At 66.5% G+C, this 13,630-nt stretch carries 13 protein-coding genes and 2 tRNA genes; 10 read left to right on the plus strand and 5 right to left on the minus strand.

The window, feature by feature from the left end; genetic code table 11:
• Nucleotides 1-142: 142 nt before the first annotated feature.
• Nucleotides 143-571 carry a 50S ribosomal protein L13 gene (gene rplM / locus ABQY74_RS02850; RefSeq protein WP_016902424.1) on the plus strand — a complete coding sequence of 143 codons (429 nt, stop codon included), beginning with the start codon at nucleotides 143-145 and terminating at the stop codon, nucleotides 569-571.
• Between the two features lie 2 nt (nucleotides 572-573).
• A complete protein-coding gene (rpsI, locus tag ABQY74_RS02855; RefSeq protein ID WP_016902423.1) occupies nucleotides 574-966 on the plus strand; it encodes a 30S ribosomal protein S9 in 393 nt (130 codons plus the stop codon).
• A gap of 448 nt (nucleotides 967-1,414) precedes the next feature.
• Here the strand turns inward: rpsI and ABQY74_RS02860 are convergent.
• Nucleotides 1,415-1,488, minus strand: a tRNA-Gln gene (locus ABQY74_RS02860).
• Nucleotides 1,489-1,540: 52 nt separating this feature from the next.
• Nucleotides 1,541-1,617: transfer RNA gene (locus ABQY74_RS02865), tRNA-Met, on the minus strand.
• Nucleotides 1,618-1,735: 118 nt separating this feature from the next.
• Here ABQY74_RS02865 and ABQY74_RS02870 point away from each other — a divergent pair.
• The 3 genes from ABQY74_RS02870 (at nucleotide 1,736) to bfr (ending at nucleotide 3,439) form a co-directional block, all read left to right on the plus strand.
• Entirely contained in the window at nucleotides 1,736-2,353 is a 618-nt protein-coding gene (locus tag ABQY74_RS02870; RefSeq protein WP_024938192.1) for an RNA pyrophosphohydrolase, read from the plus strand.
• Between the two features lie 80 nt (nucleotides 2,354-2,433).
• Nucleotides 2,434-2,643, plus strand: a complete 210-nt coding sequence (locus ABQY74_RS02875; RefSeq protein ID WP_024938191.1) for a bacterioferritin-associated ferredoxin — start codon at nucleotides 2,434-2,436, stop codon at nucleotides 2,641-2,643.
• A gap of 325 nt (nucleotides 2,644-2,968) precedes the next feature.
• The gene (bfr, locus tag ABQY74_RS02880) at nucleotides 2,969-3,439 is read left to right on the plus strand and encodes a bacterioferritin (RefSeq protein WP_005990707.1); all 471 of its coding nucleotides are present in this window, start codon (nucleotides 2,969-2,971) and stop codon (nucleotides 3,437-3,439) included.
• Between the two features lie 331 nt (nucleotides 3,440-3,770).
• On the opposite strand, the gene ABQY74_RS02885 is transcribed toward bfr, so the two are convergent.
• The 3 genes from ABQY74_RS02885 to ABQY74_RS02895 are packed head-to-tail and all read right to left on the minus strand — an operon-like array spanning nucleotide 3,771 to nucleotide 8,701.
• Nucleotides 3,771-6,038: an ATP-binding protein gene (locus ABQY74_RS02885; protein ID WP_349793481.1), complete on the minus strand. Its 2,268-nt coding sequence runs from the start codon at nucleotides 6,036-6,038 to the stop codon at nucleotides 3,771-3,773.
• A 39-nt stretch (nucleotides 6,039-6,077) separates the two neighbouring features.
• Nucleotides 6,078-8,036, minus strand: coding sequence for an EAL domain-containing protein (locus ABQY74_RS02890; RefSeq protein ID WP_349793312.1), 1,959 nt, complete (start codon nucleotides 8,034-8,036; stop codon nucleotides 6,078-6,080).
• A 38-nt stretch (nucleotides 8,037-8,074) separates the two neighbouring features.
• Nucleotides 8,075-8,701, minus strand: a complete 627-nt coding sequence (locus tag ABQY74_RS02895) for a DUF4126 domain-containing protein (RefSeq protein WP_102255577.1) — start codon at nucleotides 8,699-8,701, stop codon at nucleotides 8,075-8,077.
• Between the two features lie 143 nt (nucleotides 8,702-8,844).
• Here ABQY74_RS02895 and ABQY74_RS02900 point away from each other — a divergent pair, with 143 nt between their 5' ends.
• From ABQY74_RS02900 to nudC, 5 genes are all read left to right on the plus strand, one after another.
• On the plus strand, nucleotides 8,845-9,582 hold the full coding sequence (locus tag ABQY74_RS02900) for a DUF6776 family protein (RefSeq protein WP_104574901.1): 738 nt from the start codon (nucleotides 8,845-8,847) through the stop codon (nucleotides 9,580-9,582).
• A gap of 3 nt (nucleotides 9,583-9,585) precedes the next feature.
• Complete coding sequence (locus ABQY74_RS02905) at nucleotides 9,586-10,035, plus strand: polymer-forming cytoskeletal protein (protein ID WP_065050343.1); 450 nt, start codon at nucleotides 9,586-9,588, stop codon at nucleotides 10,033-10,035.
• A gap of 82 nt (nucleotides 10,036-10,117) precedes the next feature.
• Complete coding sequence (erpA, locus tag ABQY74_RS02910) at nucleotides 10,118-10,504, plus strand: iron-sulfur cluster insertion protein ErpA (protein WP_024938186.1); 387 nt, start codon at nucleotides 10,118-10,120, stop codon at nucleotides 10,502-10,504.
• A 647-nt stretch (nucleotides 10,505-11,151) separates the two neighbouring features.
• Nucleotides 11,152-12,414: a lipase family protein gene (locus tag ABQY74_RS02915; RefSeq protein WP_104574899.1), complete on the plus strand. Its 1,263-nt coding sequence runs from the start codon at nucleotides 11,152-11,154 to the stop codon at nucleotides 12,412-12,414.
• A gap of 315 nt (nucleotides 12,415-12,729) precedes the next feature.
• Entirely contained in the window at nucleotides 12,730-13,620 is an 891-nt protein-coding gene (gene nudC / locus ABQY74_RS02920; protein WP_104574985.1) for an NAD(+) diphosphatase, read from the plus strand.
• Nucleotides 13,621-13,630 lie beyond the last annotated feature (10 nt).

Raw genomic sequence — 13,630 nt, forward strand, 5'->3', positions numbered from 1 at the left:
CAGCGCTCCGGCCAGCCGGCGACTTGCGTGGCCTTGTATCGTCCCGTACAATCCCGCCTCTTCTGTTTCGCCTTCACAACGCGTGGCAAAGTTCCAGCGGTCATTGCCGCTGCAATCCGCCCGACCACTCAAGAGTTTTCTCATGACTACGTTCACCGCCAAGTCCGAGACCGTCCAGCGCGACTGGTATCTCGTTGACGCCGCCGGCAAGACGCTCGGCCGTCTGTCCACCGAACTGGCCCGCCGTCTGCGCGGCAAGCACAAGCCGGTTTATACCCCGCACGTCGATACCGGCGATTACCTCGTGGTGATCAATGCCGAAAAGATCGTGGTCACGGGCAACAAGCTGAAAGACAAGAAGTATCACCGCTTCACCGGCTACATCGGTAACCTCAAGACCGAGAGCCTGGAGCAGGCGCTGGAGCGCCACCCGGAGCGCGTGATCGAAATCGCCGTCAAGGGCATGCTGCCGAAGGGCCCCCTGGGCCGCACCATGTACCGCAAGCTCAAGGTCTATTCGGGTGCCGAGCATCCGCACGCCGCCCAGCAGCCGCAAGTTCTGGATATCTAATCATGGCTATCACGCAAAACTACGGCACTGGCCGCCGCAAGTCCTCCACCGCTCGCGTGTTCCTGCGCAAGGGTACCGGCAACATCACCGTCAACGACCGTCCGCTGGACGAGTTCTTTGGCCGTGAGACTGCACGCATGATCGTGCGTCAGCCGCTGGAACTCACCAAGAACACCGAAAGCTTCGACATCCTGGTCACCGCCTCCGGTGGCGGCACCACCGGTCAGGCCGGTGCGATCCGTCTGGGTATCGCCCGTGCACTGGTCGAGTACGACGAAACCCTGAAGTCCGAGCTGCGCAAGGCCGGCTTCATGACCCGTGACGCTCGCGAAGTCGAGCGTAAGAAGGTCGGTCTGCACAAGGCCCGTCGCGCGACCCAGTTCTCCAAGCGCTGATCCATCGCGTTTGTTGCGTCCCGGTTCGCCGGGGCGCCTGCTTCAAAAGCCCGGCAATGCCGGGCTTTTGTCGTTTTGGGGTCTGCGCAGTGGGAGCCTGCAGTCGGTGGCCTGCGATGTGCTGTGTTGCGAGGCAGGTTTCTTTGGCCGGGCCTGGCGGCTTCCGCAAACGCTGGGTGGCCATCTCGTAGCAAGTGGCAGCGGTGGCGGCGCCTGCGCGCGGCGGCGGGGGTGATGCCTGAGAGTGGCCAGTTCTAAGGTGGCGCTTCTGCTGGGCGCCTGGCTAACGCAGCATCCCTTCCGGACGAGGGCGGGGTGGGGGCGTCGCCTGCGGCGACCGTTGTTCGACCTCGGGGCGGCTTGCGTGCGCGCCCCATCCCCGCTGTGCTGGGCAGAAGTAATCGGGCAACAAAAAAAGGCCCGATCGTCAGATCGGACCTTTCGTGTTTGGCTGCCCCGGATGGATTCGAACCACCGATGCCTGAGTCAGAGTCAGGTGCCTTACCGCTTGGCGACGGGGCAATAAAACGTGTTGGGCCAAGATTATTGCATGCCTGTGTGCGCATGAACACCTTGGTGGCTATGGGTGGACTCGAACCACCGACCCCAGCATTATGAGTGCTGTGCTCTAACCGGCTGAGCTACATAGCCTAGGGAGCCGGCAATTCTTACCAAGCGCTCGCGTGTTGTCAAGCATTTCGTTTTCAGCTTGTGAGCCGGCCGTCGCCGTGGCAGAGTCGGTGACAGTAGATTTTCAGGAGTCCGCATCGTGATCGATCCGGACGGTTTCCGGCCAAACGTCGGCATCGTGCTGATGCGAGAGGATGGTCAGGTGTTCTGGGCACGACGTGTGCGCAGGGACGGCTGGCAGTTCCCGCAAGGTGGCATGAATACCGATGAGACACCCGTAGAAGCCATGTACCGCGAGTTGCGCGAAGAAACCGGGTTGTTGCCCGAGCATGTTGAATTGCTCGGTGCCACCCCTGGGTGGCTGCGCTATCGCCTGCCGAGCCGGGCAGTACGGCGCAACGAGCGTCAGGTCTGCATTGGCCAGAAGCAGGTGTGGTTCCTGCTGCAGTTCACCGGCCACGAATCCCATCTCAAGCTCGACCACACCGACACGCCGGAGTTCGATCACTGGCGCTGGGTGGATTTCTGGTACCCGGTCGAGCATGTGGTGATGTTCAAGCGCGGGGTCTACGCGCGCGCGCTGCGTCATCTGGCTCCGCTGGCGCAGACCATCGCGGGCTCGGCGGCGGTCGGGGTGATGCCCGAGCGCGCGCTGGAGGCGTGGTTGCCGGGCAGCAGCGCGGCCGGGCACGACAGCCCACGCAAGCGTCCACGCAAGCGGGGCGGGCCTCGTGCGGTGCGGATTAATAATGATTAACGTTTGGAATTGACACCTATTCTCGTTTGCGGTGCAATCGGTCTCGGTCCTCTCCGGATCGCCAGCACCCGACCGATACCGTGTACGTCTGCATCTGTAATGGGGTCACCGACCACCAGATCCGCGAAGCGGCCGAGAATGGCTGCGCCAGCCTGGCCGAGCTGACCATGCGCACAGGCTGTGGTTCGAACTGTGGGTCGTGCCTGGAAATGGCGGGCGACGTGCTGAGCCAGGCCCATGCGAGCCGCGCACTGCCGCTGCCCATGCTGGGACTTGCCAGCGCTGCCTGAGCGCCTTCCAGCGTGCTCGCGCGCTGTCGATAACAGATTGCCGCAGCCGGGTTGCTGGCTCGCGCCACCAATGCGCAATCGATAGGTGGGCTCCCTGGCTGACGATCATGCGGCCAGTTCGGGACCGGCTGCAGTCATGGTTCGATCGACAGTCTGTAAGCGATCGTTCGGCGAATGATCGATGCGCGCTCCGCTGTTGCGACAGGCCGGATGACGGCCCACCCGGGATCGGGTAGGCGTCGCGCAACTGATCACGATTCGCGTTCCTTCATGCGCCGCGGCAACGCGCTACAGTGCGGCCGGCTCACTGTCTCGGAGACATCGCATGAAGGGCGATACCAAGGTCATCGAGTACCTCAACAAGGTGCTCTACAACGAACTCACTGCGATCAACCAGTACTTTCTGCACGCCAAGATGCTGAAGAACTGGGGCCTGAAAGAACTGGCCGAGCATGAGTACAAGGAATCCATCGACGAGATGAAGCATGCGGACAAGCTGTCCGACCGCATCCTGTTTCTCGAGGGACTTCCGAATTTCCAGGCGCTGGGCAAGCTACGCATCGGCGAGAACCCCACCGAGATGTTCCGCTGCGATCTGGCGCTGGAGCGTGAGGCGGTTGCGGTGCTGCGCGAGGCCGTGGCCTATGCGGAGACCGTCAACGACTACGTGAGCCGCCAGCTGCTGGTGGACATCCTGGAATCGGAAGAAGAGCACATCGACTGGCTGGAAACGCAGCTGGATCTGGTGGCGCGCATCGGCGAGCCGAATTACCTGCTGACCAAGCTGGACGACTGAGGTCGCTCAGCGCGGTGCTGGTCGGCGTCGTGTCGGGATCAGCGCAATAGGGTGAGTCAGTAAGCGCTTGTACTGCTGGGGAACATGCAGGCGCTGCGGGCGCTGCATGGGTGTCGTGCTGTCGCTGTGAGTGGCCGCATGTGGCTTCGCGCGCTATCTGAGCCGCGCCCCGGCCCGCGTTTGCGACGCTGGCGCTCCAGGGCACGCATGCCAGTGGCGCGCAAACCCTGCCTTCTCGCCGCGGCGAGAGCGGGGCGAGATTTTTCTTCGCAGGATGTCTTCGACTGTGTCGCCTGGCCGGTTGTTGTCGTCGGCTGCAGGCTTGCGCGGTTCAGCCGGCTGTGCGGGTCTTGGCCTGCAGGCGGGCGACCTGGCCGAGCAGCGCCAGGCGGGCGCGTGCGTATTCGGCGATGACCAGCGCCACCATCACCGAGGGGCGTTCGATGGTGCCGGTGCGCGCGGCCAGTTCGATCCGGCGCGCGGCATTGGCCAGCGCCTTGGCGCCGACGTTGGCGCTGGAGGATTTGAGCGTATGCGCCAGATCGCGCAGCTGCATGCTGTCGCGGTTGGTGGCTGCGGTTTCCAGGCGCTCAATGATGCCCGGCGCGTCTTCCAGGAACAGCTGCAGGATGGTGATGGTGTCCGCGCCCGCCACCTCGTACAGCTCCTCGATCACGCTGTTGTCCAGGATCGGCAGGGCGCGCGCCTGCGCGGCGCTGCTGGCGCTTTCGGGGTCGCCTGTGGCCTGGCTGCCGGTGGCCGGGCCAGGCAGCAATGGTTGGCGCGGCAGCCAGCGTTGCAGGCAGGCGTCGAGCTGCTCGCGGGCAACCGGTTTGGACAGATAGTCGTCCATGCCGGCGGCCAGGCAGCGTTCGCGATCGCCGGCCATGGCGTTGGCGGTCATCGCCACGATCGGGATCGGGCGGCCACCGCTCTCGGTTTCCATCGCGCGCCAGCGGCGGGTGGCGGCATAGCCGTCCAGCACCGGCATCTGGCAATCCATGAAGACCATGTCGTAACGGGTGGACTCCATGCTGCTCAGCGCGGCTTCGCCATCGGTGGCCGTATCGGCGTCGAAGCCGAGCACGGCCAGCAGCTTCTGCGCGACCAGCAGGTTCACCGGGTTGTCTTCCACCAGCAGGATGTGCACGTCGCGCGCGTTGGCCAGCGCGGGCGCCATCGGCTCGGGAATCATCGCCGCGGCCAGCGTGGCCGCGTGGGCCGGCCTTGGCTCGGGCGGCAGCACCAGCGAGCGCAGGGTCTCGTCCGGGCTCTGGCGCGGCACCAGGGTGGCATTGTCCTGCAGCTCGGACGGCACCGGCTCGTCGCCGTACAGCCAGATCAGGCGCGCGCCGCTGAGGTCGTCCGGGCGCGCAAGTGCGCGATGCACGGCGCGTGCGCTGTAGCGCAGCGTGTCGTGGTCGGCGATGACGCAGCGGAAGCCTTCGCTGTCGCTGTGGCGACGCACCCGCTCCAATGCTTCCTGGGTGGTTTCCATCAGCACGTGCGACACGCCCCAGCTGTCGAGCAGGCGCTTGAGGCGTTGCGACAGGCGGGTGTCGGAACTGATCACCATCACCCGCGCGGCATCGGCACCGGTGTTGTGCTGCAGGTCGCCGATGACCTTGAGCAGCGGGATTTCGAACCAGAACGTGGCGCCGCGCCCAGGCTCGGACTCCACGCCGATGCGGCCGCCCATCAGGTCGATGATGCGCTTGCAGATCGCCAGCCCCAGGCCGGTGCCGCCGTACAGGCGGGTGGTGGAGGCGTCGGCCTGGGCGAATGAGCGGAACAGGCGTGCCTGCTGATCCGGGGCGATGCCGATGCCGGTGTCGCGCACCTGGAAGCGCAGCAGATGCTGGGCGCGGGTTTCGCCCAGGCGACGCAGCTGGATGTCGACGCTGCCGCGCTCGGTGAACTTGATCGCATTGCCGATCAGGTTGCCCAGCACCTGGCGCAGGCGGATCGGGTCGCCGCGCACCAGCAGGCGCACCGACGGTTCGATATCCAGCCCCAGGCGCAGCTGCTTGCCTTCGGCGGTGCGCTGCAATAGCTGCACGACGCCGTCCAGCAGCTCGCGCAGGTTGAAGGTGGTGATCTCCAGTTCGAGCTTGTTGGCTTCGAGTTTGGAGTAGTCGAGGATGTCGTCGACGATGCGCAGCAGCTGCAGCGAGCTGCCGGTGGCGGTCTGCAGCATGTCGCGCTGGTCCAGGCTGAGCTGGCCGCTGGAGATCAGTTCCAGCATCGGAATGATGCCGTTGAGCGGGGTGCGGATCTCGTGGCTCATGGTGGCCAGGAATTCACCCTTGGCCAGCGTGGCGGCCTCGGCGGTCTGCTTGGCGCGCAACAGTTCCTGTTCGAGCGCGCCGTGACGCTGCAGCTCCTGCTGCAGGCGTTCACGGGCAACGTCGGCTTCTTCCAGGCGTTGTGACAGGGCGCGTTGCGCGCGCGCGCTGCGGTAGCCGGCAACTGCGGCGCATAGACCAAATACCACCGTCAGTGCTGCAGAGAGCGCCGTCACTGCGCGCCACGGCCCGTCGATGGCCGACCACTGCAGGCCGGCACCCAGCGCAGCGACCAGCGCGGTCAGCGTGGCCAGGCTGCTCCAGGCGCGGAGGCCTCCTGCCCGCGCTGTCACTCAGAGCACCGCGTTCGTGAAGTCGAAGTCCAGTTCCTTGCCGACCGTCTGCACCAGGTTGCCCTGGATGAAGTCCACGCCGCTCATCCACATCGCCGCGGCCGCCTGCGGATCTTCGATGCGTTGGCCGATGATCAGCAGGCCGCGCTGATGGGCGATATTGATCACGCTGCGCAGTTCGTCGCGGACTGCCGCGTTGCCGTGGGCATCGGCGAAGCGGTTGGCCATGCGCACGAAGCTCAGCGGCAACTGGCCCAGCAGCGCGTTGGCTTCGTCGCCGGGCTCGAACTGGCTCAGGCAAAACTGCACGCCGGCCGGCATCAATTTGGCGCAGAACTGCTGCACGGTGACCACGTGGATCAGGGCATCGTCCAGGCGCAGGTCGACGATCAACGATTGCCCGGCCACGCCGCGCTCGAGCAGCGCCTTGAGCAGCCAGTCGGCAAAGGCGTCGCGTGCCAGCGTGCGTGGCGACTGCGACACGAACAGCCGCAGCGGCGGGTGGGCGTGCTGGTACAGATGCAGCAGGCCGAGCGCGTGGTCCATGACCTGCTGGTCGAGATCGGCGATGCGTCCGGCCGCTTCGGCGGCGGGAATCACCTGGCCGGCCGACAGCAGCGTGCCGTCGGCCTGGCGCAGCCGCAGCAGCACCTGGTATTGCGCGGTGTCGCCGCCGGCCACCGCCACGATCGGTTGATAGGCCAGTTCGAGCTGGCCTTCGACCAGGCGCAGTTGCTCCTGTTGTTCGGCCTGGCTGGGGGCCAGATAGGCCTGCACGCCGTCGCTGCGCAGGCGTGCCTGCAGCGCAGTGCGCTCGACCGCTTCCAACGCGCTGCCGGTGTCGTCGAAGCCCAGGCCCAGCGGTGCCACGCCGATGGCGCAGCGCACGTGCACCGATTCTTCCTCGCGCACCGGGAAGGCATGCGCCGACAGCCGCTGGCGGATCTCCAGCGCGTGCTGTTCCAGGCTGGATTCGGGCATGTCCACGCCCAGCAGCAGGAAGCTGTTGTCGTTCAAGCGCGCCAGTGGATACGGGTGCGCGGCGCTGGCCAGGCGATGCCCGGCCTGGGTCATCAGGCGCTCGTAGGCGGCATAGCCGTAGCGCTCACGCAGGCCGAGCGCGCTGGCGATTTCGATGAAGAACAGCCCGCCGGCCTGCTTGCGCGCCAGCGCATCGGCCAGCAGTTCCATCACATGGCCGCGCGTCGGCAGGCCGGTTTCCGGATTGCTGCGCACGCTGACCGGTTCGCCGGCCTGCTGCAGCGCCTGTTGGCGGGCGCGGCGGATGCGGTTGGAGACTGCGGCGATCAGGTGACGTGGGCGGATCGGCTTGGTCAGGAAATCGTCGGCGCCGCTGTCGAGTACTTCGAACTGACGCTCCGGATCCGGGTCGCCGGTCAGGAACACGATCGGCAGCAATTGCTGGCCCGGCTGCTGGCGGATCAGGGTGGTCAGGCGGATGCCGTCCAGCTCGGGCATGTGCAGGTCCATCAGGATCAGATCCGGGTGGTAGTCCTGGATTGCCTGCGGCACGCTGGCAGCGGTCATTTCCACCTGCGCATGCATGCCGGCGCCGTGCAGCACGCTCTGCGCAAACAACGCCTGCGAGCGGTCGTCCTCGACGATCAGCACGCGGTACGGCGCGTCGGCGGCGACGTTGTCATCGCCCTCGCGCGGGGTTGAGGCAGTCGTTGGTGTCGGCGCTGCGGCCGTCGCGTGCGCGCTGCTGCCCTGTGCAGCGGACTGCGCTGGCGCCATCGGCAGGATCATTGCGGGTGCGGCAGCAGGCGCAGGCGCCGGAATGATGGCCGCGCTCACCGGCTCGGCAACGGTGGCCGCCGCCGCGGCCTCGTCGGCCCAGCGGCGCCAATAGTCGGCTGGCGGCGTTTCGGCGCGCAGTGGACGATTGCGCGTGGCGGTGTCGTCACGGGTGAAAGGAACCGGATCTCGGGCGGCCATCGATACTCCCTGCAGTCGCGATGATTATGCGATGAACTTCACGATAGCGGGGAGCGACGTGCAGCCGGCGTGGTGGTGGAACGCATCGGCGCGACCAGCCGGCGCATGCCCCGCCACAGCAGTCGCCAGACCCACCACACCACTAGCGTGGCCAGCACGCTGGAGCCCACCGCAACACTGAGTGCCAGCAACGGGTGCGCCAGTGCCAGCGCTAGCGCGGTGGTGGTGATGGTGTCTTCGGCCAGTGAGGCGACCCAGTTGCTGGCCGGTTCCGGCGAGGTGTTGAGCAAGGCGCGGGTGCCGGCCTTGAGGGTATGGCTGGTCAGCGCCACGCCGGCGCCGGCGGCCAGCACGCCGGTGCTCAGATCACCGTCCGGCGACAGCGTGGCCGCGGCCAGGAAGGCACCGGCCGGCACGCGTGCCAGCGTCTGCAGCAGGTCCCAGCCCGAATCCACGCCGGGGATCTTGTCGGCGAAGAATTCGGCCACCGCCAGGGCACCGGAGGTGCCCAGCACCCACCACGACTGTGCCGGGTGCAGGGCGGGCGGCAGCTCGATCCAGCCGAGCAGGCCGGCAAGGCCGACACCGAACACGGTGAGATAGACACGGATGCCGGCCAGCCAGGCCAGCAGGATGCCGATCACGAACAGATGGGCTTCGCTCATGGCGTTGTCGATTCCTGCAAACAATTGCAGAACTATCGCAGAACTTTGGGATAACCGCCGGTCCAGCGCCAGCACGACGGTCAGTGGCGCTCTGGCACACTACGCCGCCCATGACTGCGCCGGCCTGTCCGGACCCGATGCCCATGCGACCAGCCGCACGCGTTCAGATCGTCCAACGTGACTCCGGCGGTGGCCGTTCCCGCGGCCGCTGGTTATGGCTGGTGATCGCACTGGTGTGGCTGGCGTCACTGGGCGGGGTGTGGTGGATGGCCAGCCGCACTGCCGCGCCGCGTCTGGTCCAGGCCGAGGCGGCGCTGCAGCAGGCGCAGCGCAACCAGGCCCAGCAGCGTCGGCAGATCGCGCAGCTGCAGCAGCGCCAGGTCAACCTGGCGATGTCCGACAAGATCAGCCGCGCCGCCAATACCGAGGTGCAGGCCTCGCTGGCCGAGCGCGACGAGCAGATCGCCGCGCTGCGCGCGGATGTGGCGTTCTACGAGCGCCTGGTGGGCTCCACCGCGCAGCGCAAGGGGCTGAACGCGCACTCGGTGCAATTCGCCGCCGAGGCCGGCGGCACCTGGAATTACAGCGTGGTGCTGACCCAGAACCTCAACCGCGGCGCGATCAGCCAGGGCCAGCTGCGCTTTGCGGTGGAAGGCGTGCGTGCCGGCAAGCTGGTCACGGTGAGCTGGAACGAGCTGCACCAGAAGCCGGATGCGGCCGGGCAGCCGTACTCGTTCCGCTATTTCCAGCAATTGGACGGCAGCGTGATCCTACCGAAGGATTTCACTCCGCAACGTGTCAAAATCTCCCTGAGCGGCGACGGGGCGCCGGTCAATCAGACATTCGACTGGAAAGTCGCCGGGAATGGCGCGGGGGAGTAGCTGATGTTCGGAAACAAATCCAACCGTGGTGCGCAGACCGTGGTCGACACCTTGATCGGGCCGCAGGTGGTCATCCGCGGCGACCTGATGTTCAGCGGCGGGCTGTATGTGGAAGGCCGCATCCTGGGCAAGGTGATTGCCGAAGACGGCGCCAGCGCCACCTTGACGGTGGCCGAGCAGGGCAGCATCGAAGGCGAGGTGCGCGCGCCGGTGGTGATCATCAATGGCCAGCTGACCGGCGACGTGCATGCCGCCGAGCGGGTCGAACTGGCCGCCAACGCGCGGGTGCAGGGCAATGTGCATTACCAGGTGGTGGAGATGAGCGCCGGCGCGCAGCTCACCGGCCGCCTGATCCATGCCGCCACCGCCGGCGCGACCGCCGCGTTGCCGGCGCCGGAGGGCGGCCGCGCCGAGCCGGTCAAGGCCTTGCAGGCTGAGACTGCCGACGCCTGAGGGCGTGCCCCCGGCTGAAGCGAGGCGCCAGGTTTGGCAAGCAGCGCTTGAAGTGGGGCCGCCTGGCCCCCATGCTGACGCCATGAGCACGCTCGTTTCGCTACCCACCGCCGCCCCGGCCCCGGACTACCAGTCCATCGACCGGCCGCTGAACTTTTCCGTGGCCGCCGCCAGCAAGGTGCGCGAGCTGATCCAGGAAGAAGGCAACGCCGAGCTGGCGTTGCGTGTCTATATTCAGGGTGGCGGCTGTTCCGGCTTCCAATACGGCTTCGAGTTCGACGAGAACCGCGCCGAGGACGACCTGGCCGTGGCCACCGACGGGGTGACGCTGCTGGTGGACCCGCTGAGCCTGCAGTACCTGATGGGCGCCGAAGTGGACTACACCGAAAGCCTGACCGGGGCGCAGTTCGTGATCCGCAATCCGAACGCCAAGACCACCTGTGGGTGCGGGAGCAGCTTCAGCGTCTGAATCGACGCGGTTGCTGGCGCCTGGTTGTTTGTGTGTGATGTTGCGGTCGAGTCGCGGGCAATCTGCTGCCTGCGACGTTCTCAGGTCTGACATGGTGCGGTGATAGTGGCAGTCGCGTGAGTGTGTCGATACGGCCTCACGCTGTGCGTCGCTCGCACGCGCTGTATGACTCTTGGTGCGACGCGTGTTGCGGGTCAACGACACCGCAGCCGGGCGGATTTTCAAAACGCCGATCTATGTGATCCATGCACTGCGCAGATGCCCGCCGATGCATTGGCGAAGCGCCACGCGCTATCGGTGTACATGTCCAACGCGCTGTAAACATTCGCCTGCTGCGGGGTTCGCCATGCGCGCGCAAGCTTCGTGCGCGCGAGCTGGGCCGCGTGCGGCGACGGCGATACTGCACGCATGCCCAGCGCTGGTGCCAGCACATGCCGATTTGGATTCATGCATCGCGTCTTGTCTTGCGTGACGCGCGCGGGCGGTCGCCATTGCGCTGACCGAGCGTGCCGCGCACCGCGCCGATCCCACCCCATGGTGCAGTCACCGCGCCGCCCAGCCCGCGTGCGTTGATCGCGCAACGGATCTCGATCCTTCGACACGCCAGTCCCCTGCCCATTGCAGTCATCCACGAGAGAAGCCTCACCATGTTGCAGATCAGATCCCGATTGACGTTGGGCCTGCTGGCCATGCTTGGTATCGCCAGCGCAGTGCTTGCACCCAGCGCGCAGGCATCGCCCGCACGCGGCAGCTTGCTCAGCAGCAATTTCCTGACCAGCTACACCCGGGATGCGATTGCCGCGTTACTCACCTCCGAGCCGCAGGCCGAACAGCCCAGATGCAATGTGCGCGTGGCCGAGTTCACCTATGCCACTGTCGGTGTCGATGGCGAACCGGCCACTGCGTCGGGCGTGGTGCTGATTCCAGGTGGCGAGCGTTGCACCGGGCCGTATCCGTTGCTGGGCTGGGGGCGGTCGACAGCGACGATCCGCAATGAGGAACAGGCCAAGGACATTCGTGACGCCAAGGGCGACGACCCGCTGGTCACAAGGCTGGCCAGCCAGGGCTATGTGGTGGTCAGCAGCGATTATCTGGGGCTCGGTCAATCCAGCTACGGCTTCCATCCCTACCTGCATAGTGCGACCGAGGCCAGTGCGACGATCGATGCCTTGCGCGCGGCACGCAGCGTGCTGCAGCGCTTGAAGACGCCGTTGTCCGGCAAGGTCATGCTGTCGGGGTATTCGCAAGGCGGCCATGCCGCACTGGCGACCCAGCGTGAGATCGAAGCGCATCTGTCCAGGGAGTTCCATCTGGTTGCCAGCGCGCCGATCTCCGGGCCCTACGCGCTGGAGCAAACCTTCGTGGACAGCTGGAGCGGGAGCAACGCGGTTGGCGAAAGCAGCTTCGGCATCATCCTGGGCAGCTACGCGATCGTCGCGATGCAGCACACGTATCGCAATATCTATCTGGCGGCCGGGCAGGTATTTCAGGATCCGTGGGCGGCCCGGGTGGAGGCGCTGTTCCCCGGCAAGCTGGGCCTGACCGATCTGGTCCTGGGCGATACGCTGCCCGGGATCGAACAGCTCAAGGCGTACTTCCAGCCCGGGTTCTATCGCGACTTTGCCAGCAACCCCGGCAATCCGTTCCGCAAGGACCTGGCGCGCAACGACCTGCTGGACTGGGCGCCGCAGACGCCGACGCTGCTATGCGGTTCGTCCAACGACGCCACCATCCCGCTGAAGAATGCGGTGACCGCGATTGCCGCTTTTAAGCATCGCGGCAGCACCCAGGCAGCGTTGGTCGATATCGGCAGTGGCGACCCCAACGACAACTCGGCGTTCGTGCATCTGACCACCAACGAACCGTGCATCGTCGCCGTGCGGCATCAGTTGCTGGACAAGCAGCGCTGAGGCCGGGATGGCGCGTCGCTGACAGCGCTGGATGATCAACGCGTCCGGCATCGGCGCTGGACGCCTCACCCTGCGATGGAGCCTTGTCGCTGTCGCTGGCGACAGGGCTGGAGATGCCGGGATTCGGACCCGGCTGGCTGCAACACCATGTCGATCGCACGTGGCCTGCTCTGCGATGTGGCGCGCAATGTGACGCGCTCATGACCGCCCGGCGGGCGCCAGGTGGTGTCGACGTCTGAACGCGCGCCGCCGGCCGGGCCTGCATCGATGGTGCGCTGCTTGCGGGCGATGCCGATTATCGGCAGGCTTGCGCCGATGTCAGAGTCTTCTTTTTCAACCTCCGGTTTTGCCTTCACCCATGCGCCGCTGGATCGTGGCGATCTGTTGCGTGACGATCCCGCTGCGCTGGCGCGTCTGTGGCCGCAAGGCCGCGTGCTGCTGCTCGATGCCAAGGGCACTGCGCTGGCCGATGCGGATGGCCAGCCGCTGCTGATGGACGGTGCCGCCCTTGGCGACGGGCCGGACGGGGCGGTCTTTCTTGGGCTGCGCGATGACGTCGGCTGGTTCTGCCTGCCATCCGATGTGCTCGGTGTGGAAGCGCCGCAGCGCATCGACCTGCGCCAGGCCGCCGCCGACTGGCCGGCAGACATTTCTACCGCGTTCGCTTACGCACGCGCGATGCTGCACTGGCAATCGCGCACGCGCTTCTGCGGCGTCTGCGGCGGGGCGATCGCGTTCCGCCGGGCCGGCTTCATCGCCCATTGCACGCAATGTCAGACCGAGCATTACCCACGCGTGGACCCGGCGATCATCGTGGCGGTCAGCGATGGCGCGCGCTTGCTGCTGGGGCGGCAGGCAAGCTGGGCGCCGGGGCGTTACTCGGTGATTGCCGGCTTTGTCGAACCCGGCGAGTCGCTGGAGCAGACCGTGGCGCGCGAGGTGTTCGAGGAGACCCGCGTGCAGGTGCAGGACTGCCGCTATCTGGGCGCGCAACCGTGGCCGTTCCCCGGCGCGTTGATGCTGGGCTTCACCGCGCGCGCTGCGGCAAGCGAGGTGCCACAGGTCACCGGTGAGCTGGAAGACGCGCGCTGGGTCAGCCATGCCGAGATCACCGCGGCATTGGCCGGCGAAGGCGAGATCGGGCTGCCGCCGCGCATTTCCATTGCGCGAGCGCTGATCGAGCATTGGCACCGCGCGCATGGCTGAGCCGTGGCGG

The sequence above is a fragment of the Xanthomonas sp. WHRI 7064 genome (assembly GCF_040202355.2).
Lineage (GTDB): Bacteria > Pseudomonadota > Gammaproteobacteria > Xanthomonadales > Xanthomonadaceae > Xanthomonas > Xanthomonas arboricola.

What these genes read in the sequence shown, in the direction of transcription:
- rplM (WP_016902424.1), top strand. Translation starts at nt 143, where the DNA reads ATGACTACGTTCACCGCCAAGTCCGAGACCGTCCAGCGCGACTGGTAT.
- rpsI (WP_016902423.1), top strand. Translation starts at nt 574, where the DNA reads ATGGCTATCACGCAAAACTACGGCACTGGCCGCCGCAAGTCCTCCACC.
- bfr (WP_005990707.1), top strand. Translation starts at nt 2,969, where the DNA reads ATGAAGGGCGATACCAAGGTCATCGAGTACCTCAACAAGGTGCTCTAC.
- ABQY74_RS02890 (WP_349793312.1), bottom strand. Translation starts at nt 8,036, where the DNA reads ATGGCCGCCCGAGATCCGGTTCCTTTCACCCGTGACGACACCGCCACG.
- ABQY74_RS02895 (WP_102255577.1), bottom strand. Translation starts at nt 8,701, where the DNA reads ATGAGCGAAGCCCATCTGTTCGTGATCGGCATCCTGCTGGCCTGGCTG.
- ABQY74_RS02900 (WP_104574901.1), top strand. Translation starts at nt 8,845, where the DNA reads ATGCGACCAGCCGCACGCGTTCAGATCGTCCAACGTGACTCCGGCGGT.
- ABQY74_RS02905 (WP_065050343.1), top strand. Translation starts at nt 9,586, where the DNA reads ATGTTCGGAAACAAATCCAACCGTGGTGCGCAGACCGTGGTCGACACC.
- erpA (WP_024938186.1), top strand. Translation starts at nt 10,118, where the DNA reads ATGAGCACGCTCGTTTCGCTACCCACCGCCGCCCCGGCCCCGGACTAC.
- ABQY74_RS02915 (WP_104574899.1), top strand. Translation starts at nt 11,152, where the DNA reads ATGTTGCAGATCAGATCCCGATTGACGTTGGGCCTGCTGGCCATGCTT.
- nudC (WP_104574985.1), top strand. Translation starts at nt 12,730, where the DNA reads ATGTCAGAGTCTTCTTTTTCAACCTCCGGTTTTGCCTTCACCCATGCG.